The sequence below is a fragment of the Ensifer sp. R1-3 genome (assembly GCF_056739175.1).
On record NZ_CP096515.1, the window covers coordinates 459383 to 479082 of the forward strand.

At 62.3% G+C, this 19700-nt stretch carries 19 protein-coding genes and 1 pseudogene; 14 read left to right on the forward strand and 6 right to left on the reverse strand.

All coding sequences use genetic code 11. From position 1 onward, the window contains the following. Window positions 1–259: 259 nt before the first annotated feature. The 3 genes from M1D43_RS02210 to ligA all read left to right on the forward strand — a co-directional run bounded on the left by M1D43_RS02210 (window position 260) and on the right by ligA (window position 5088). The gene (locus M1D43_RS02210; RefSeq protein ID WP_003529108.1) at window positions 260–1126 is read left to right on the forward strand and encodes an outer membrane protein assembly factor BamD; all 867 of its coding nucleotides are present in this window, start codon (window positions 260–262) and stop codon (window positions 1124–1126) included. Window positions 1127–1162: 36 nt separating this feature from the next. Beyond that, the gene (gene recN / locus M1D43_RS02215) at window positions 1163–2836 is read left to right on the forward strand and encodes a DNA repair protein RecN (RefSeq protein WP_027993148.1); all 1674 of its coding nucleotides are present in this window, start codon (window positions 1163–1165) and stop codon (window positions 2834–2836) included. 98 nt (window positions 2837–2934) lie between these two features. Next, window positions 2935–5088, forward strand: a complete 2154-nt coding sequence (gene ligA / locus M1D43_RS02220; protein ID WP_153313400.1) for an NAD-dependent DNA ligase LigA — start codon at window positions 2935–2937, stop codon at window positions 5086–5088. A 303-nt stretch (window positions 5089–5391) separates the two neighbouring features. Here ligA and M1D43_RS02225 read toward each other — a convergent pair whose 3' ends face one another. Beyond that, on the reverse strand, window positions 5392–5796 hold the full coding sequence (locus tag M1D43_RS02225) for a VOC family protein (RefSeq protein ID WP_010969737.1): 405 nt from the start codon (window positions 5794–5796) through the stop codon (window positions 5392–5394). Between the two features lie 339 nt (window positions 5797–6135). On the opposite strand from M1D43_RS02225, the gene panC reads away from it, so the two are divergent. From panC to M1D43_RS02250, 5 genes are all read left to right on the forward strand, one after another. After that, window positions 6136–7011 (forward strand): pantoate--beta-alanine ligase, encoded by an 876-nt coding sequence (panC, locus tag M1D43_RS02230; protein ID WP_088217653.1) that lies wholly within the window; start codon window positions 6136–6138, stop codon window positions 7009–7011. 2 nt (window positions 7012–7013) lie between these two features. Further along, the gene (panB, locus tag M1D43_RS02235; protein WP_010969735.1) at window positions 7014–7835 is read left to right on the forward strand and encodes a 3-methyl-2-oxobutanoate hydroxymethyltransferase; all 822 of its coding nucleotides are present in this window, start codon (window positions 7014–7016) and stop codon (window positions 7833–7835) included. Between the two features lie 204 nt (window positions 7836–8039). Beyond that, window positions 8040–8756: an AzlC family ABC transporter permease gene (locus M1D43_RS02240; protein ID WP_003536218.1), complete on the forward strand. Its 717-nt coding sequence runs from the start codon at window positions 8040–8042 to the stop codon at window positions 8754–8756. A gap of 3 nt (window positions 8757–8759) precedes the next feature. Next, entirely contained in the window at window positions 8760–9068 is a 309-nt protein-coding gene (locus tag M1D43_RS02245) for an AzlD family protein (RefSeq protein ID WP_010969734.1), read from the forward strand. 115 nt (window positions 9069–9183) lie between these two features. Next, a complete protein-coding gene (locus M1D43_RS02250; RefSeq protein ID WP_003536221.1) occupies window positions 9184–9423 on the forward strand; it encodes a PA2433 domain-containing protein in 240 nt (79 codons plus the stop codon). A gap of 187 nt (window positions 9424–9610) precedes the next feature. Here M1D43_RS02250 and M1D43_RS02255 read toward each other — a convergent pair whose 3' ends face one another. Continuing rightward, window positions 9611–11446, reverse strand: coding sequence for an aminopeptidase P family protein (locus M1D43_RS02255; RefSeq protein WP_088217655.1), 1836 nt, complete (start codon window positions 11444–11446; stop codon window positions 9611–9613). A gap of 745 nt (window positions 11447–12191) precedes the next feature. Between M1D43_RS02255 and M1D43_RS02260 the strand changes: the two genes are divergently transcribed. Together M1D43_RS02260 and M1D43_RS02265 are read left to right on the forward strand one after the other, a co-directional pair. Continuing rightward, window positions 12192–12449 (forward strand): hypothetical protein, encoded by a 258-nt coding sequence (locus tag M1D43_RS02260; RefSeq protein WP_003536225.1) that lies wholly within the window; start codon window positions 12192–12194, stop codon window positions 12447–12449. 267 nt (window positions 12450–12716) lie between these two features. Next, window positions 12717–12854 (forward strand): annotated as a pseudogene (locus tag M1D43_RS02265) (resolvase); the annotation flags it as partial. A gap of 25 nt (window positions 12855–12879) precedes the next feature. On the opposite strand, the gene M1D43_RS02270 reads toward M1D43_RS02265, so the two are convergent. From M1D43_RS02270 to M1D43_RS02280, 3 genes are all read right to left on the reverse strand, one after another. Next, window positions 12880–13755, reverse strand: coding sequence for a 50S ribosomal protein L11 methyltransferase (locus M1D43_RS02270; RefSeq protein WP_003536230.1), 876 nt, complete (start codon window positions 13753–13755; stop codon window positions 12880–12882). A gap of 161 nt (window positions 13756–13916) precedes the next feature. Then, complete coding sequence (locus M1D43_RS02275) at window positions 13917–14516, reverse strand: SCO family protein (protein ID WP_003536231.1); 600 nt, start codon at window positions 14514–14516, stop codon at window positions 13917–13919. 147 nt (window positions 14517–14663) lie between these two features. Beyond that, window positions 14664–14822, reverse strand: coding sequence for a hypothetical protein (locus M1D43_RS02280; RefSeq protein WP_010969731.1), 159 nt, complete (start codon window positions 14820–14822; stop codon window positions 14664–14666). A gap of 250 nt (window positions 14823–15072) precedes the next feature. Here M1D43_RS02280 and M1D43_RS02285 point away from each other — a divergent pair, with 250 nt between their 5' ends. The 4 genes from M1D43_RS02285 to M1D43_RS02300 all read left to right on the forward strand — a co-directional run bounded on the left by M1D43_RS02285 (window position 15073) and on the right by M1D43_RS02300 (window position 18968). Continuing rightward, a complete protein-coding gene (locus M1D43_RS02285) occupies window positions 15073–17142 on the forward strand; it encodes a methyl-accepting chemotaxis protein (protein ID WP_153313401.1) in 2070 nt (689 codons plus the stop codon). A gap of 2 nt (window positions 17143–17144) precedes the next feature. Next, a complete protein-coding gene (locus tag M1D43_RS02290) occupies window positions 17145–17609 on the forward strand; it encodes a chemotaxis protein CheW (RefSeq protein ID WP_003536237.1) in 465 nt (154 codons plus the stop codon). Window positions 17610–17971: 362 nt separating this feature from the next. After that, on the forward strand, window positions 17972–18361 hold the full coding sequence (locus M1D43_RS02295; protein WP_010969729.1) for a hypothetical protein: 390 nt from the start codon (window positions 17972–17974) through the stop codon (window positions 18359–18361). A 247-nt stretch (window positions 18362–18608) separates the two neighbouring features. Continuing rightward, window positions 18609–18968: a hypothetical protein gene (locus tag M1D43_RS02300; protein ID WP_153313402.1), complete on the forward strand. Its 360-nt coding sequence runs from the start codon at window positions 18609–18611 to the stop codon at window positions 18966–18968. A 180-nt stretch (window positions 18969–19148) separates the two neighbouring features. Here the strand turns inward: M1D43_RS02300 and M1D43_RS02305 are convergent, their stop codons facing one another. After that, window positions 19149–19646 (reverse strand): CreA family protein, encoded by a 498-nt coding sequence (locus M1D43_RS02305; RefSeq protein WP_010969727.1) that lies wholly within the window; start codon window positions 19644–19646, stop codon window positions 19149–19151. Window positions 19647–19700: the final 54 nt, after the last annotated feature.

Here is a 19700-nt window from a genome sequence, read left to right on the forward strand (position 1 = left end):
GGATATTCCTTCTCCAGTCGCCGGCCGAAAGGCCGGCATTTTCATGATGATTCGATAGTTGCCCTGAGTAACGCGTGTTCTTCGGCACCTATTTTCACGGTGCCAGAGGCGCTTTACACATCCGAAAAGGGGTGCAGCGCTGCAGCGCGCCACAAATTTGCATGAATTGCCGATCATGACGTTGCGGTCTTGAGGTAACTTGCTCTAAAACGCGCAAGTCTGGCGCGATGCTAGGCGCTGAGTGAAACGGGAATATCCGATGGTTCTTGCAGTTTCTGTCGACATAAGAAAATCAGCGCGCGTCGCCGCGGTCGTTCTTGCGGCTATCGCCGGCTCCAGTCTGATCACGGCCTGCCAGAACGATCCGGACATCGACATCACCAAGCTCACGGCCGAGACCGATCCGCCGGACGTGCTCTACAACCAGGGCCTCGCAAACCTGAACGCCGGCAAGACGACGGAAGCGGCGCGGAAGTTCGAGGCGATCGACAAGCAGCATCCGTTCTCCGAATATGCCCGGAAAGCGCTGGTGATGAATGCATTCGTTGCCTATCGCAACGGCCAGTATCAGGACGCGATCAACTCGACCAACCGCTACCTGAATCTTTATCCGCAGTCGGAAGACGCAGCCTACGCGCAATATATCCAGGGCCTCGCCTATACGAAGCAGATTCCGTCGGTGACGCAGGATCAAAGACCCGCGGCGAAGGCGATCGAGGCAATGCAGGTGGTCGTCGATAAGTATCCGGACTCCGAATATGTCGACGATGCGCAGGCAAAGATCCGCTTTGCACGCGACCAGCTCGCCGGCAAGGAGATGCAGGTCGGCCGCTATTATCTCGAGCGCAAAGAATATCTGGCAGCGATTTCGCGCTTCCGCACCGTCGTCGAGCGGTATCCGACCACCAATCAGGTCGAGGAAGCGCTTGCCCGCCTCGTCGAAGCCTATTATGCGATGGGCGTGACCGGGGAAGCCCAGACGGCGGCAGCGGTTCTCGGGCATAACTACCCCGACAGCCAATGGTATGCAGACTCCTACAAGCTGCTGCAATCCGGCGGGCTTGAGCCGCGCGAAACCGGCACGTCCTGGATCGCGCGCGCGGGAAAGAACCTCATCGGCGCGTGATTTTCCCGGCGCCTGACAACGAAGATATGAAACCGGATGCTCGCCCAGCTCGCGATCCGCGATATCGTCCTGATCGAACGGCTTGACCTCAGCTTCGATGCCGGGCTTTCGGTGCTGACCGGCGAAACCGGCGCGGGCAAATCCATTCTTCTCGACAGTCTGTCGCTTGCGCTGGGCGGCCGCGGCGACGGTTCGCTCGTGCGCCACGGCGAGGACAGGGGCCAGGTTACCGCTGTCTTCGACGTCCCGGCCGGCCATACGGCGCGGCTCTTCCTGCGCGAGAACGGCATCGACGACGATGGCGATCTGATCTTCCGCCGCGTGCAATCGGCCGACGGCCGCACCAAGGCGTTCATCAACGACCAGCCGGTTAGCGTTCAGCTGATGCGGCAGGTCGGCCAGACGCTCGTTGAAATTCACGGCCAGCACGACGATCGGGCGCTTGTCGATACCGACGCGCACCGCACGCTGCTCGATGCTTTCGGCGGTACCACCGAAGCTGCGGAAGACGTCGCAACCTTCTATCGCGCCTGGAAGGATGCCGAGCGCTGTCTGAAGAAACACCGCGAGAAGGTGGAGGCAGCAGCCCGCGAGGCGGACTATCTGCGTTCCTCCGTCGAGGAACTCGAGACGCTTTCGCCACGCGATGGCGAAGAGGAGGAACTCGCCGAGAACCGGGCCCGCATGATGAAGGCCGAGCGCATTGCCGGGGACATCAGCGAGGCATCCGAGTTTCTGAATGGCAACGCCTCGCCGGTACCGCTCATCGCGTCGCTCGTCCGGCGGCTCGAACGCAAGAGCCATGAGGCACCCGGCCTGCTCGAAGAGACGGTCGAGCTTCTGGATGGGGCGCTGAACCAGCTTGCGGATGCCCAGATGGCGGTCGAGCGCGCGCTCCGCGACACCGAATTCGATCCGAAGGAGCTGGAGCGCGTCGAGGAGCGGCTTTTCGCTCTGCGCGCCGCTAGCCGCAAATATTCAGTTCCCGTCACCGAACTGCCGGCACTTGCCGCGCGGATGATCGCAGATCTTGCCGATCTCGACGCCGGCGAAGAGAAGCTGAAGCAACTGGAAATACAGGTCGCCGAAGCCAGGGCGGCCTTCGATGTTGCGGCCCGCTCACTTTCCGAGAAGCGCCACAATACGGCTGCTGCACTTTCGGCCGCCGTCATGGAAGAACTGCCTGCGCTGAAGCTCGAACGCGCCCGCTTCATGGTCGAGGTGACGAGCGACCCGGGATCGCCGACGGCCGACGGGATCGATGCGGTCGAGTTCCACGTCCAGACCAATCCCGGCACCAGGCCGGGACCGATCATGAAGGTCGCTTCGGGTGGCGAGCTCTCGCGCTTCCTGCTCGCGCTGAAAGTGGCGCTCGCCGATCGCGGTTCGGCGCCGACGCTCGTCTTCGACGAGATCGATACCGGCGTCGGTGGCGCCGTGGCGGATGCGATCGGCCAGCGCTTGAAGCGGCTTTCGAAAACCGTGCAGGTGCTTTCCGTCACCCATGCGCCGCAGGTTGCCGCGCGTGCGGCGACGCATCTCCTGATTTCGAAGGGGCCTTCCGCGGAAAAGACCGAGATGATCGCGACCCGCGTCGCCCGCATGGACGAAGCGGCACGCACGGAAGAGATCGCCCGCATGCTCGCCGGCGCCTCGATTACCGAGGAGGCGAGGGCCGCAGCCGCGCGATTGCTCGCCGGCAACGGTTGAATAGCCCTCACGTTCCTTCGCGTCGGTTACCCTCAAAATCGATTCCGATTTGAGGAATCATGCAGTAAAAGCGACTCCAAAGTTCTGGAGCCGCATCCATGCTGAATCAAAGAAAATCCGTCGAACAATTGAACGAAGCGGAAGCTGCCGAGGAACTCGCCTTCCTGGCGGCGGAGCTTGCCCGCCACGACATGCTTTATCACGGCAAGGATGCTCCGGAGATTTCGGATGCGGACTACGATGCGCTGAAGCGGCGGAACGATCTGATCGAAGAGCGCTTCCCGGTACTTGTCCGCGAGGACAGCCCCTCGCGGAAGGTCGGTGCCGCACCCTCGCTGACCTTCGCGCCGGTCGTTCATGCGCGGCCGATGCTGTCGCTCGACAATACCTTCTCGGACGAGGATGCCCGCGCATTCGTCGCCGGTGTCTACCGCTTCCTCGGCAAGCTCCCGGACGGCTCGATCGCCTTCACGGCCGAGCCGAAGATCGACGGGCTGTCCATGTCGCTGCGCTACGAAAACCGGCGGCTCGTCACGGCAGCTACCCGCGGCGACGGCACGACCGGGGAAAACGTCACCGCCAATGTCCGCACCATCGGCATGATCCCGCAGACGCTTCCCGCGGACGCGCCTGATGTCGTCGAGATCCGCGGCGAGATCTATATGGCGAAATCGGACTTCGCCGCGCTCAATGCCGAAATGGCGGCGCAGGGCAGGCCGCTCTATGTCAACCCGCGCAATACGGCGTCGGGTTCGCTCCGTCAGCTGGACGCGAAGGTGACGGCGAACCGCAAGCTGCGCTTCTTCGCCTATGCCTGGGGTGAGATGTCGGCGATGCCGGCGGATACGCAGCTCGGCATGGTGGAGACCTTCAAGGCCTGGGGATTCCCGGTCAATCCGCTGATGCAGCGCTTCTTCTCCGCCGACGAGCTCCTGGAGCACTATCACCATATCGAGCGGGAGCGTCCGGACCTCGACTACGACATCGACGGCGTCGTCTACAAGGTCGACCGGCTCGATCTGCAGGCCAGGCTCGGCTTCCGCTCGCGCAGTCCGCGCTGGGCAACGGCGCACAAGTTTCCGGCCGAACAGGCTTTCACGCGTCTGAAGGGCATCGACATTCAGGTCGGCCGTACCGGCGCCCTGACGCCCGTCGCGCGGCTGGAGCCGATCACCGTCGGGGGCGTCGTCGTCACCAACGCCACGCTGCACAACGAGGATTATATCCGCGGCGTCGGCAACACCGGTGAGCCGATCCGCGATGGGCGCGACGTCCGTATCGGCGACATGGTGATCGTCCAGCGGGCAGGGGACGTGATCCCCCAGATCGTCGACGTGGTGATCGACGAGCGGCCGGAAGGGGCCGAGCCCTACAGGTTTCCGGCGACGTGCCCCATCTGCGGCAGCCATGCGGTGCGCGACATCAACGAAAAGACGGGCAAGGTGGATGCCGTGCGCCGCTGCACGGGCGGTTTCGTCTGCCGTGCGCAGGCGGTCGAGCATCTGAAGCATTTCGTCTCGCGCAATGCCTTCGACATCGAAGGCCTCGGCTCCAAGCAGATCGAGTTCTTCTTCGAAAGCGAAGACGAGAATCTGAGGATCCGCACCGCCCCAGAGATATTCACGCTCGAAAGCCGCCAGGAGGCATCGCTCAACAAGCTCGAGAACATCGACGGATTCGGCAAGGTAAGCGTCCGCAAGCTGTACGAGGCGATCAATGCCCGCCGCTCGATAGCGCTTCATCGCCTGATCTATGCGCTAGGCATCCGCCATGTGGGCGAGACGACGGCCAAGCTGCTTGCGCGCTCCTATGGCAGCTACGAGCATTTCGGGGCCGCCATGACCGAGGCGGCGGGCTTTTCGGGAGATGCCTGGAACGAGCTGAACAGCATCGACGGCATTGGCGAGGTGGTCGCGCGCGCCATTGTCGAGTTCTACAAGGAGCCGCGCAACCTGAAGGTCGTTTCCGAGCTGCTGCAAGAGGTTACGCCGGAAAGCGCGGAGTTGCCCGTCGCGACCGACAGCCCCGTCGCCGGGAAGACGGTGGTCTTCACCGGATCGCTCGAGAAGATGACGCGCGAGGAGGCGAAGGCGAAGGCGGAGAGTCTCGGCGCCAAGGTGGCGGGATCGGTGTCGAAGAAGACCGACATCGTCGTCGCCGGCCCCGGGGCCGGCTCGAAGCTCGACAAGGCCCGCGAACTCGGCGTCCAGACGATGGACGAGGACGAGTGGCTGGCGCTGATTGGCGGGTAGAGCGTTCACTTGCCCCTCATCCGCCTGCCGGCACCTTCTCCCCGCAAGCGGGGCGAAGGGGACTCGCGGTGATGCTCCGCTTCTCGGGCGCTCAAGGAGAAATGGCGATCCAGCAGCTTGTCCCTTCTCCCCGTCAAAACGGGGAGAAGGTGGCGGCAGCCGGTTGAGGGGCATTCCGCGTGACCCGTTACAGCGCCGCGCGTCTTATCAGACGCGCAAAGGTCGCTGTAGCACTTTGATCTGCTGCATGTTTTTGTCCTTTAAGCGGGGACGATTAAAGGAAACATGCAGTAGTTTAGATCGTCACGCCTGCTGCTGTGCCGACATGTCCATCCACATGAACTCCCAGACGTGGCCGTCCAGGTCCTGGAAGCTGATGCCGTACATGAAGCCGTAGTCGATCGCCGGCTTCCATGGCTTGCCGCCCGCGGCAATAGCCTTGTCGAACATGTCGTCGCATTCGGCACGGCTCGCGGCGGAGAGCGCAGTGATGACCTCGGTGCCCTTGGCCGTGTCGCTGATCTCGCCGACTATGAAGCTACGGAATTTCGGCTCGGTCAGAAGCATGGCGAAGATATTGTCGTCGATGACCATGCAGGCGGCGGTCTCGTCGGAAAACTGCTCGTTGAATGTGAAGCCCAAAGCGGAGAAGAAGGACCGGGAGGCTTTCAGATCCTTGACCGGCAGGTTGACGAAAATCATGCGCATGGGGTGCTCCTTGTTGAAGATGGGATGAGCCAAGGACGAAGACATGTGCCGCATGCCGACAGGTCTCGCCGAATTTTGTAGCCTCCCTCGTAATCGACTACGTCTGATGCGCCGATCAGGTGCGGCGCTTCGAATTTGAGCCCATTTCCGTTTGTATTTTTGCGCTGCACAAGATAGAGCTTGCAGCCAAAATTTGTGCAATTGCCTTTTCGCGGGGCTGGCGCCCGCAGCCGCGCGTCTTATCGGACGCGCAACTGTCGCTGTAGCATTTTGACGATGCAGGAGCCATATCAGCGAAGCGGGGCGTGTCCAACGTCCCGGCGGATTGGAGGGTCCGGAATGAGAACCATCAGCACCATCGCCGATCTGCGAGAGGCCCTTGCCGAGCATCGGCGCGCGGGCAGATCCATCGGATTGGTCCCCACCATGGGCTATCTTCATGTCGGCCATATGGAGCTCGTGCGCCGCGCCCGCAGCGAGAACGACGTGGTCGTCGCCAGCATATTCGTCAATCCGCTGCAGTTCGGCGCGAACGAGGATCTTGGCAAATATCCGCGCGACCTCGCCCGTGATCAGGCGCTGCTGACCGATGGCGGCGTCGATTTCCTTTTTGCCCCCGGCGTTTCCGACATGTATCCGCGCCCGATGGAAACGGTGGTCGACGTGCCGAAGCTCGGCTCCGAACTCGAGGGCGCAGTTAGGCCCGGCCATTTCGCAGGCGTTGCGACGGTCGTAACCAAGCTCTTCAACATCGTCCAGCCGGACCGCGCCTATTTCGGCGAAAAGGATTTCCAGCAGCTCCAGATCATCCGGCGCATGGTCGAGGATCTGGCGCAGCCGGTTACGGTCATCGGCGTACCGACGGTGCGCGAGGAGGACGGGCTCGCCTGTTCGTCGCGCAACGTCTATCTGACGACGCAAGAGCGGCGTGCAGCCGCAATCGTGCCGAAGGCGCTGGACGAGGCCGAGCGGCTGATCGCAAGCGGGGTCACCGAACCGGCCGAGGTCGAGAAGCGTGTCTTGGAATTTCTCGCCGGCGAGCCGCTGGCGCGGCCGGAAGTGGTGGCGCTGCGCGACCCGGAAACGCTTGAGCCGGTCAGCGAGATCGAAGAAAAGCCGGTCCTGCTCCTGCTCTTCGTCCGCTTCGGCACCACGAAGCTGCTCGACAACCGCGTGATTGCCCCGAAATCCGCCCGTTTTGCAAAGGTAGCCTGAGAATGAGCGTCCAGACCACGAAACGGCGGCTCAGCCCCGCCAGCATCGAAGCCCTGAAGGGTGAGCGCCCGATCGTCAGCCTGACGGCCTATACGACGCCGATCGCACGGCTTCTCGATCCTCATGTGGATTTCCTCCTCGTCGGCGATTCGCTCGGCATGGTGCTCTACGGCCTCGATACGACCGTCGGCGTCACGCTCGACATGATGATTGCGCATGGCCAGGCGGTCATGCGCGGTTCGGAGCGCTGTTGCGTCGTCGTCGACCTTCCTTTCGGCGCCTATCAGGAATCCAAGGAGCAGGCCTTCCGCAGTGCCGCGCGCATCCTGAAGGAAACGGGCTGCAGCGCAGTGAAGCTCGAGGGCGGTGCCGAGATGGCCGAGACGGTCGAATTCCTTGTCAGCCGTGGCATTCCGGTGCTCGGCCATGTGGGCTTGATGCCGCAGCTCGTCAACACGACGGGGGGCTACCGCTCGGTCGGGCGCAACGAGAAGGAGGTGGCCAAGATCCGCCGCGACGCCAAGGCGATCGACGATGCCGGCGCTTTCGCCATCGTGGTCGAGGGAACGGTGGAGCCGGTCGCCCGCGAGATCACTGCCACGCTGCGCGCGCCGACCATCGGCATCGGTGCTTCGCCGGCCTGCGACGGCCAGATACTGGTATCGGACGACATGCTCGGTCTTTTCAACGATTTCAAGCCGCGCTTCGTCAAGCATTTCGCCGAGTTGGCACCGACGATCTCAAAGGCGGCGGAGGCCTATGCCAATGAGGTGAAGGCGCGCAGCTTTCCGGGCATAGAGCACACGTTTCAAGTAAAGCGCTGACGTGTCGGGGCGGGCGCGTTCTTTGCGTCCGCCTTCTTATGGTAGGCCGACCGAGCACCAGGTCTCGTGTGCTCGTTCGGGAATGACGCGCGTCCAACCATCAGAAAATTCAATCGCCGCATCAGAGTAATTGAATTGTCGCGATCTGCGGCAGCCCCTATCTGTCCGGCATGCTCGTTACGGGCGGCCCCGCAGGAGAATTTCATGAGCAGAGGCGATTTCCGGGAAGGGCTGCGCGGAGGCTTTCCGATCATGCTGGCGGCGTCGCCCTTCGGAGCGCTTTTCGGCGCGCTTGCGGTGGATAACGGGTTTTCGATTGCCGATGCGGTATTCATGAGCGCCACCGTCTATGCGGGTGCAAGCCAGATGGTCGGCATCGAACTCTTCGGAAGCAACGTGCAGCCCTGGCTGGTGGTGCTCTCGGTCTTTGCGGTCAACTTCCGCCACGTGCTCTATTCCGCTTCTCTCGCCAAGCACATCCGCCATTTCAGCTTCGTTCAAAAGCTGATCGCATTTTTCCTGCTCGTGGACCCGCAATATGCGGAGACCGAACAGCGCGGCCAGCGCGGATTGCCGGTCACCTTCGCCTGGTATGCGGGCTTCGGCGTCGTGATCTATGTTCCATGGCTCATCAATACGCTGATCGGTGCGATCTTCGGGCAGTTGATCGGCGATCCCAAGGCGATCGGCCTCGACGTGCTCCTCCCGATCTACTTTCTGGGGCTCGTGATGAGCTTCCGCACGCGCGACCGCTTTCTGCCGATCGTGGCCGTGAGCGCCGTCGCTTCCGTCGCTGCGATGCATTTCGTCGGCTCCCCCTGGCATGTCAGCATCGGCGCGCTTGCCGGCGTCCTGCTTGCGGCCTGTCTGCCGCCGAAGCGACCGGCGACCGAAACCCACGCCGTGGAAAAGGAGGCCTGATCCTTGGACGCGCAACACCTCGATCTGCTCTATCTCATCGTCGCGGCGGCGGTCGCCACTTATGTCACGCGCTTCGGCGGCTACGTGCTTATCACGCAGTTGAAGAACATACCTCCGCGCGTCGAGTCTGCGTTGAACGCAGTCCCGGCGGCTGTACTGACAACGCTGGTGGCGCCCGCCTTCGTCTATGGTGGCATGGACGTCGCCGCAGCGATGCTCGTCGCCTTCGTCGTCGGGCTGCGCTTTTCGACGCTTCGGATGCTGCTCGTGGGCTGGATCGCGGTCATGGCGATCCGGCACCTGATCATGTAGGTTCCCGCCGCCTGAGCATGGGTCCGGCCGCTCGGATTGGCGCCAGGCCGGTTCTGGACTATCATCTTCTCGTTGCCGGGGAGGCAGCCGCCCCCCGGCCCACGGAGGAGCGACCATGATTACCAGAATTTCCGTTGCGCTGTTTCTCGCGCTTGCGCCTGTTACCGCGTTTGCCAACCAGTGCCCCGCCATGATGCAGGCGATCGATGCGGCCATGCCCAACGCATCATTGTCCGAGGCCGACATGGCCAAGGTGAAACAGTTGCGCCAGCAGGGCGAAGACTTGCACAAGGCTGGCGACCATGCGGGCTCGGAAGCAGCGCTCGGCCAAGCCAAGACGATGCTTGGGATCTGACCGGAAAGGGGCCTGCGCCCCATTCAGACTATTGTCGGATTAAGGCTGCGATTCAGTAAAATTCGCGGGTTACGCGAGAGCGTCGCCGCAAATATAACCATGCTGTTGGTTGAGAAATCGACCCTCCCAACGGAGGCCCGGCGGTACCCCAGCCCCAGCCCACACCGCCGGGCCGCCCGTTCCGACCCTATCGCACGATTGCTTCCGTAGCACTGGCCAGCCAGTCTCTCGTTTCCGTGCCCGACAGCAGCGGCATCAGCTTTTCCAGCGTTTCCGCGTGGTAAGCGTTCAGCCAGTCAAGCTCGTCGTCGGTCAGCAGGGCGGGAAGGACGAGCCGGCGATCGATCGGGCAGAAGGTCAGCGTGTCGAAGCCGAGCATAGGCTGGTCGCCGCCCTCGATCTCCTCCGGCTCGCGCACGACGACGAGATTCTCGATGCGGATGCCGAAGGCGCCGGGGCGATAGTAACCGGGTTCGTTGGAAAGGATCATGCCGGGCAGCAATTCCTGCGTGGCAAGCCGGGCAATGCGCTGCGGTCCTTCGTGGACCGAGAGATAGGAGCCGACGCCGTGGCCGGTCCCGTGCGCATAATCGGCGCCCGCCTTCCAAAGCGCGATCCGGGCGAGCGGATCGAGGTCGACGCCGCGTGACCCCTTCGGGAAGCGCGCCGTGCTGATTGCGATCATGCCCTTGAGCACGAGCGTGAAGAACCGCTTCTGTTCTTCCGGCACCGCGCCGATCGCGACCGTGCGGGTGATGTCGGTCGTACCGTTGATGTATTGCGCGCCGGAGTCGATCAGGAACATGGTACCGGCCTCGATCCGCCGGTCGGTTTCGTTCGTGACCCGATAATGCATGATTGCGGCATGCGAACCGGCGCCGGCGATCGTGTCGAAAGAAACGTCCTTCAGGGGGTTCTGCATGCGCTCGCCGACGGCCGCGCGCGTTGCCTCCAATTGCCTGGTTGCGCCGATTTCGGTGACGCTGCCGGGCTCCCTCCCGTCCAGCCAGGCGAGGAACTCGACCATCGCCGCACCATCCTGCAGGTGCGCCCGGGTCGATCCGGCGATCTCGGCTGCATTCTTGCAGGCGCGCGGCAGGCGGGCGGGATCGACCGCCTCGACCACCGAACCTTCCTTCCTGCGAATCAGCTCGCCGATCGCGAAGGGGGCGAGATCCGGATCGATCATGATGGCTGCGCCGGTTGAGGCGAGGGCGGCGAGCCGATCGTCGAAGCTCGCGGGCGCCATTATGTCGGCGAGCTGGGTCAGGTAGGCTTCCTGCTCGATGCCGGTCTTGCGTTTGTCGAGGAAAAGCTCGGCGCTGCCGTCCGCATGGATGATCGCGCGCGCCAGCGGGTGCGGCGTGTGCGGCACGTCACTGCCACGGATGTTGAAGGTCCAGGCGACGGAGGAGGGATCCGTGAGAACGACGGCGGCGGCCTTCGCCTTTGCCACGCCCGCCGCGATCTCCGCGATCTTGTCTTTCGCCAATTGCCCCGCATGCTCGACCGGCTGGATCGTCACCGGGCCGAGCGGCGTTGCGGGACGGTCGGCCCAGAGCCGGTCGAGCGGATTGTGGTCGAGAAGGACGACACTGCCGCCGATCGCGGCAAGCGCTTTTTCGAGCCGGCGAACTTCCGCCGCGGTGTGCAGCCAAGGATCGATGCCGAGGCGGAAGCCCTTGGATCCATGGCGCTCCAGCCAGACATGCGGCGGTTCGCCGATGAGATCGCCGCCGGTGAAGACGCTGCCGTCCACCTGCTCCTTGAGCTGGGTTACATAACGGCCGTCGACGAAGACGATCGCTTCGCGCTGGGTCACGAGCGCTACCCCGGCCGAACCGGTAAAGCCCGTCAGCCACGACAGCCGCTCGGAACTGCGGGGCACATATTCCCCTTGAAATTCGTCGGCACGCGGCACGAGGAAGCCATCGACGCCCAAGGTTGCGAGGGCGGCACGCAGGGCGGTGGTTCTCTCCTTGCCGAACTGGGGCGTGGAGGTGACTTCGAAGGATTGGAACATGGACTTTCCCGGTAAGCTTGGCGGAGACCGCAGGTGAGATGGGCATGTTAATGCATCTCTTCCAAAAGTGGAGCAGCGGTTTTGGAATAACGACCTGCATAAAGTAACAACTTAAACTCGTTCGCGCAGGGGGGAGACGAGATTCGCCCATGAACAGCGTGTACCTCGGGTGGTGCAGGACGCGCATTTGCCCATTTGTCATACATATGCACGCGGCGCATGGCACCCATGCCGGAATGTATCTTTCTCTATCGGAATTATGGTTTATAAGCCCGCTCAACGAACACGGACGAACGTCCGCCGGTTCAAAAGACTGCAGTTCCGAGAATAGTTGGTCATCTGTTCTCCTCCTCCCTCAGGGTGGCCAGCTTCGGAACGGTAGAGCCCGCTTGAGCGCTCCTCCTCCTCAAGCTCGCGGGTATGGTCGGCCAAAAGCCGGTCAGCAGGCGATGCTTCGGCATCGCCTTTGTTTCGAGAAGGCCGCCCCGTCATGATGGACCGGGCGGCCTTTTCGTTTTCTCGGTTCCCCTTTCGGTCGATACTCCTTCTATCGTCATCACTGCGCTTGGCGCAGGAGGGAGGATCCAGTTCGGCGCAATAGAGCCTGTCCGGGACGGAAGTGCCTGTGGAAACAGGCGGTGTCCACGGGAAAACAAATGAAGAACGGTTTGCTTCGTGATATGCCTGCTTACGGTCGACTTGCGAGGATATCTCTCAAACGGAGCATACAGAGGTTGGAGCGGCGATGCTGAAAACCGATACCCGCCAAGCGAATTGGCGCCGTGCCAATCCAGGGAAATACGATGCTCATCTCGCTGTGCAGCGAGCAGTGAAGGCAGGCGAACTGGAAAAGCAAACGTGCGAGGTCTGCGGGATCGAAGCGGTCGATGCCCATCACGATCAATACGACGAGCCTTTAAAGGTGCGGTGGCTTTGCCGCCGACATCACACGAGGCTTCATCACTACGGCGAAGACATGTTTCCGATCAGGGATGCACTTTAGAGATCCCCGGAGCTGAATTACGGCAGGGCAAGTTGGTCTTGCCGTCAGCGCGGCTGGATCACGATCAGCGAATGTAATTACAACGTTCTGGAACGATCGTACTACCTCGATTCCGGCCAAGAACCGGTTGGTCGCTTCAGCGATGCGTTTCTTGAGAAAGTGCGACAAGCTTTCGTGCCGTTTTTGGCGGCAGGATCAGCGCGGGTCAATCGAACCTGACGGCGCGCCGGACCCCGGCGACAGCGTGCAAGAAATACGAGCGTATAAATGACGACCTTGATCGGGTATGCGCGAGTCTCGAAAGCGGATGGCAGCCAGCTTCATGACCATCAGCGCGATGCACTGATCAAGGCCGGCGTTCTACAGGAACATCTCCATAGAAATGCGGCGTCCGGACGCCGCGACCGGATGCGTCTGCGATAGGTGTGACTTACCTGGTCAGATGAATGGTTACCCAGCCATTGCGCCAGAGGGTGCGCGCATGTTTGAGGTTCTGGCCGTTATAGGCTGCGAGCACCTTCCAGCGCTGTTCGGCGAGAATACCGGAAAGGATGACCGAACCGCCCGGAGCGAGGTTGGCCACAACTTGCGGCGCCATCTTCATCAGCGGCCGCGCCAGAATGTTGGCGATGATGAGGTCGAAGGGGCCGTTGGTGCTGAAGGTGGTCGAGTGGAAGCCGGGCGCGGTGGCGAAGGTCAGGCCGGTGACGACGCCGTTGCGACGGGCGTTGTCGGCGGCGACGCGGGTTGCGATCGGATCGATGTCGGTTGCGAGCACCGGGACGTGCAGGAGCTTCCAGGCGGCGATCGCCAGCACGCCGCTTCCCGTCCCGAGGTCGAGCGCGTTGCGGACGGGCCGGGAGCGGGCGACGGAGGCAAGCATTTCGAGGCAGCCGGCTGTCGTGCCGTGATGGCCGGTGCCGAAGGCCTGGCCGGCGTCGATCTCGATGGCGATCTCACCCGGCTTCACCTTGTCGCGATCGTGCGAGCCGTGGATGACGAAGCGGCCCGCGCGCACGGGGGCGAGGCCCTCCAGCGACTTGGCGATCCAGTCGACATCCGGCAGCACTTCGCGCTCGATCGGAAGATGCGAAAATTCGACTTCGAGTGCCTGAGCGAGGCGTGATCTCACGCTCTCCTCTTCATCCGTCATCATGTAGACGGAGGCCTCCCAGACATCCCGCTTCTCGTCGATCTCCATGGTCGCGATCGCGTAATCGTCTTCTTCGAAAATTGCGCTCATGACGTCGAGGACGGCTGCCGCCTGCTTCTCGGTAGTGGTGACGAAAAGTCGTATCTCGCTCACGGTGCTTTCCTTCGGCGTGCAGCCATTCAAAAGGGCCACAGCGGCTTCGGCGCGTCCGATCGGATGCGCGGCGCTGTGGGCGGTTCGCCGCTATCATGAATGAGGTACAAAGGCAAAGCGCCGGGTTTACCGGCGCCCGCAGGATACACGGGCAAACATTGTTAGCCGCGCGTGAGGTTTTCCAGCTTCTTGACGGCCGTTTCCGGGTTTTCGCCATAGGCGATCGTTCCGCTGAACTGGCCGTTGGCGTCGAGCAGGAAGACAGAGGCGGTATGATCCATCGTGTAGTCGCCGTCCGGCTTTGCCTCGTCGGTGGGGACTTTCTTGTAATAGACGCGGTAACCCTTGACCATTTCCAGCACCTTGTCGGGCGGACCGGAGATGCCGGTGATGCGCTTGGACACGTTTGAAACATACTGGCCGAGCACTTCGGGTGTATCGCGCTCGGGATCGACGGTGATGAAGTAGGCCTGCAGCTTGTTGCCCTCGGGATCGACCTTATCGAGCCAGCCGTTGAGTTCGAACAGCGTGGTCGGGCAAACTTCCGGGCAATGGGTGAAGCCGAAGAAGAGCGCCGTCGGCTTGCCGGTGAACGCCTTCTCGGTGATCTGCTCGCCATTCTGGGCGACAAGGGTAAAGGGCACGCCGAAGGGGCCGGATGCGGCCTGCTGCTTCGGCTGGGTCATGTCGAAGGTCAGCCAGCCGAGGACGGCCACCATGACGAGAATGGCTACCCAGAGAACGATGCGTATGGATTTCATCATTGCCACCAGTCTGTTGCTGCCCCGACGCATCTGAGACAGACGCGCGGCGCCGTCGGGCCGTCAGGAATGTAGAGCGTTGATACCGCGTCGGACACACGGGTGCAAAGGGGACAATTGCCGCAGGTTCGCTTGAGGCGGTGCGTCTCAGATGCACCAGGCGAGACCGGCTTGCGCCAGCGACAGGAAAATGTCGGCGCCATTCGCGATCCAGCCTTTGAAGGCGAGCAGGAAGACGAGCGCGAGCACGCCGGTGGCGAGGGCGAAGATCAGGGGAGAGAGCGACTTCTTGGTATCCGTGCGCATGAAGCGATCATAGCACCGTGAGACGGAAGGAAAAGGGCAGCAGCGGTCGAAACGCGCGAACTTCCGCAAAGTCGCGGGCAGTGTTTTAGCGATTGTTTAAGGTCTGTTTGCCACTGTCCGCCGACGCGGAGAAGTGCACCACTTCGATATGACATGAGGTCATCCGGTTGATCGAGCCCGGTTTTCCGCATCGATCGCAACGGAGGACCCCGCCTGCCGCCGGCGGGTCCAGCTATGGACTGCCATATCGATGAACACCGTTCCATCCGCCAAGGGAAAGCTTTCCGTCAGCCTACGCCTTGCGACGCTTGCGGGCGCAGCCTTTCTAGGTTTCGGTTCCGTTCTCGCCGTCGGCCTTTATGAGCAAGGCGGCTCGCAAGAGGCACTCGACAAGGCGGTTATCGCTCAGCGCGGCATGGGAACGCTCGAGGAAATGCGCCTTGCCCGCCTGGAGCTCGTGCTTGCGGCAATGGACACCATCGTCGACCGCGGCGAACGCCGGATACAGCCGGAACGTGCGGCCCAGATCGGATCCTCGCTCGAGGTCATCGAGGGCAGGCAAGCCGATCTCGAAGCGCTCGCGCGTCTTATCGGCAAGCCGGAAGTTCTTGCCGGTTTCGAATCGGATATGGCCCAACTGCGCAAGGCCGTCGAGCAGGACCTGAAAGCGCTCGTGGAGGCCGGAGCGCCAGCCGAGGAATTCGCCCGCATCGACGATGTCATCGACGCCGCAGGCGAGCGCGTGGGCGCATCGCTTGCGCAATTGGCCGATGCCGCAGCCAGCCTGGCCGCGGGGCGCATCGCCGATGTCCGCACCAGTGGTGAGCATGCGCTCATGCTCCAGGCAGCCGCCTGTTTGCTGGCAATGGCGACCCTGATCGGCCTGATCTGGTTCCATGGGAACGTCTTGCGCCGGGGCATCCTCGGTCTGCGCGACAGCATGCGGCGGATACATTCGGGCGATCTCACGGCTGAAGCGGCGGGGCTCGACCGCGGCGACGAAATCGGCGAGATGGCACGTTCGGTGGAGCTTTTCCGGGTCTCGGCAATCGAGAAACGCGCGCTCGAGGAAAGGGCCAGGGCGAGCCGGCAGGAAACCGAGACGGAACGCGAGCGTCACGAGACGGAGCGCGAGCAGGCGATCGGACTGATCAACACCGCAGTCGAAGCCCTCGGCGGAGCGCTCAATCAGCTTGCAGACGGCAATCTGGCGGTTGCGATCCGCGAGCCTTTCGATGGCGGGCTCGATGCGTTGCGCCGTGACTTCAACGACACGGTGGAACGGCTGAGCCAGGTCCTTTCGAGTGTCAAGGAGAATACCGCCTCGATCGAATCGAACGGGCGGCAGATGCGCAGCGCTGCCGACGATCTGGCGCGGCGGACGGAAAAACAGGCCGCGTCGCTGGAGCAGACGTCGGCCGCGCTCGAGGAAATCACCGTCACGGTGAAGACAGCGACCGAGCGCGCCGAAGAGGCGAGCCACATGGTCGACGAGACACGCATCAATGCGGAGGAGTCCGGGCGCATCGTCGGCGAGGCGATCGCCGCCATGGCGCGCATCGAGGGCGCTTCCAGCGAGATCGGCAAGATCATCGACGTGATCGACGAGATTGCGTTCCAGACCAATCTGCTGGCGCTCAATGCCGGGGTCGAGGCCGCGCGGGCGGGGGAGGCCGGCAAGGGCTTTGCCGTCGTTGCCCAGGAGGTGAGGGAGCTCGCCCAGCGCGCTGCCGGTGCCGCGAAGGATATCAAGGCTCTGGTGAGCCGCTCGGGCAATGAAGTCAAGACCGGCGTCAGGCTGGTTCAGGAGACCGGCGACGCGCTCGGCCGCATCGGTGCCAAGGTGGCCTGCATCAACGAACATATGAGCTCGATCGTCATGGCGGCGCGCGAGCAATCGACGGGCCTTCGCGAAATCAATACCGCTGTCGCTCAACTCGATCAGATGACGCAGCAGAATGCCGCAATGGTCGAGCAGACCAATGCGGCCAGCCATACGCTTGCGCAGGATGCCGAGAAACTCAGCGAGATCGTCGGGCAATTCCGCCACGGGCAGGCGCGCGAGACGGCGATTCGCACGGCGGCGATCCAGCCGCCGGGCAGGGCAGGCTCGGCGACGGCAAGCGCTCCGGCGCGGGCGGCAACAGCGACTGCTGCCGCGCTCGTGTCGCTTCGCAAGCCCGCGGCCGCGCAATCATCCACGCGTCCAGCTTCATCTCCAGCAAAGGCGTTGATGGGAAAACTGGCTGGCGCATTCGGTAACAGGCCGGGATCAACGCCGTCGGTAACGGCGTCCGGTGAAAATTGGGAAGAGTTTTGATCATGAGCAACGCAATCAAGCAGTCAGGCGCCTATCTCGAAATCGTCTCCTTTCACCTGGGCGAACAGGAATTCTGCATCGACATCATGGCAATCCGGGAAATCCGCGGTTGGGCACCGGTGACACCGATGCCGCACACGCCGCCCTATGTTCTCGGCCTCATCAACCTGCGTGGCGCGGTGATCCCGGTCATCGACATGGCCTGTCGTCTCGGCATGAAGATGACCGAGCCGTCGGAGCGCTCCGCCATCATCGTCACCGACATCAACGGCAAGCTCGTCGGACTGCTGGTCGAGCAGGTCTCCGATATGATGACGATCCGAAGCGAAGACCTGCAGCCCGCGCCGGAGATCATCCCGGAAGCCCAGCGCGCCTTCTGCCGCGGCATCGTCGCGCTTGAAAAATCCATGGTCTGCTTCCTCAATCTCGACACCGTCATCGCCGAGGAACTGGCGCAGGCGGCCTAGATCACGATGCTTCCAGGTCGGATCGACCTCACGAATGTGATCGATTCGAAGAAGTTAGGGCGGGATGCGGGCGGAAAGCCGCACCCACTTTCCTCATCCCGCCCTGAGGATCGCCACGCACGGTTTCTGCAAAGGCCCGCGAAAGCGGGCCTTTTCGCATGAGCCGGCAGACGCTCGGCGGCTACTGCACGGCGGTCGGCATCACGGCGGAGCGAGCAAATGTGAAAACGTACCGGTCGCGCGCAAGGAACCCCTGCACGCGAAACGAGTTATGAACAGGCAGCATTTGGCGAGAAGCCCTCTGCTGGTGATTACAGCCTCCGCGTTTGGAAGCTGATGTGGAAACAGACAGGAGCAACGCCATGAAAGTTTCTTTCAGAACATCGCTCGCTGCATTTGCCCTCTCATCGGCGCTTGCCGGCGTCGCCGTGCCGGCCTTTGCAGACAGTTACTATCCGGGCATCGACCCGCATAATCCTCCGGGCACCCAGAACAGAGGGGCGGTAATGGTGCCGGCACGTCCCTATTATGTCGATCCTGCCCCGACCGGCAGCGTCTATGTCGATCCCGCACCGACGGGCAGCGTCTATGTCGATCCGGCGCCGACCGGCAGCATCTACATGGAACCGGCGCCGGGAAGCCGAGCGACCAACGCGCCTGGCCGGGTACGTGAACACTATACGAACGAGTATCAGGGCCCCGGCGACGGCGACTATTATCAAGGCATCTCGCCTCCGGCTCCCCGTCCCTAAACATTTTTAGTTCCTTCGAGCGCATTGCGCTTTCGCGGACCATCGCCTTCAGAGGCGATGGTCCGCCGCTGTATGCTCTTTCAGTCCAAGGACGCGCCACGATGCCGCCCCGGTGGTGGTGGGGGCGGTCAAGTTACAGTTACGTAATGAGCATCACTCTTGGATGAGCAAAAGTGACAAATCGTCAAACGCTTTCGACCGGTGCCGGGTGTTATCTTGGTAACCGCAGCATCCGTAGGAGGCTCGTATGCTGAACAGTAGCATCCATTGGGAGGTGGGATGCCTAACGGACATAGGAGTTAATGCCATGAGAGTTTCTCTGAAAACATCATTTGCTGCATTTGTCCTGTCATCCGCCTTGGTCGGTGCCGCGGTGCCAGCCTTTGCGGACAGCTATTATCAGGGCCTCGACCCGAACCACCCTCCGGGAACCCAGAACCAGGTACGCATGCCGGCGTCGCGTAACCTGCCTCCGTCTTCGGTCGACCCGACTGCAACGGGGAGTATCGACGGCGGCCGTATGATGTCTCCAGGCGGTACCTACCAGGAGAGATACGACCCGGGTGAGGGCGACTACTATTGGGGCATTGTGCCGCCTAAACCGTAAGGCGCGAAATCAGCTACTGCATGTTTCCTCGAGGCGTACCAGCTCAAGAGACGATGTATGCGGCGTAAAATGCGGCAGACCTTAGTCTCGCAGGAAGCGCGCACTGTAGCTCGGAAGGGGAGTGCGGAAAACCCGTACTCCCCTTCCGGCCGCCTTGATCTGCTGCGTTCGCCGGATCGATTATTCCGGTCGCCCATTCTTCCAGGTGACCGATTGGCCATAGAGCGGGACCGTGGTGATCGACATCTTGGCCGATCCGTCGGTCAACTGCCTCGAATGCGCCAGATAGATCAGCGTGTCGTTGGCCTTGTCGTAGATGCGGGTCACCAGCAGGTTCTTCCAGATGAGAGACAGTCCGGAACGGAAGACTTCCTCTCCCTCCTTCGACAGGTCGATATCATCGATGGCGATGGGGCCGGTCTGGCGGCAGGCGATGGAGTTGTTCGACGGATCCTCGAACCAGTTGCCGTTCTTCAGGCGGTCGATGACGCTGCGATCGAAATAGGTGACGTGGCAGGTAACCCCGGTCACCTTCGGGTCGCTTACGGCATCGATCTTGATGTCGTTGCCGAGCCAGTCGACCCCGACCTGGCCAACGGTTTCGGCGTGGACCGGCGAAACCGCTGCGGCCGAGACGGTGAGGCCGGCGACAAGCAAGGCACGGATGCGGCGCAACATGAGTATCCTCCAATGAACTGCACCGTTCAGATAGGCAGCGGATGCTGCAATGCA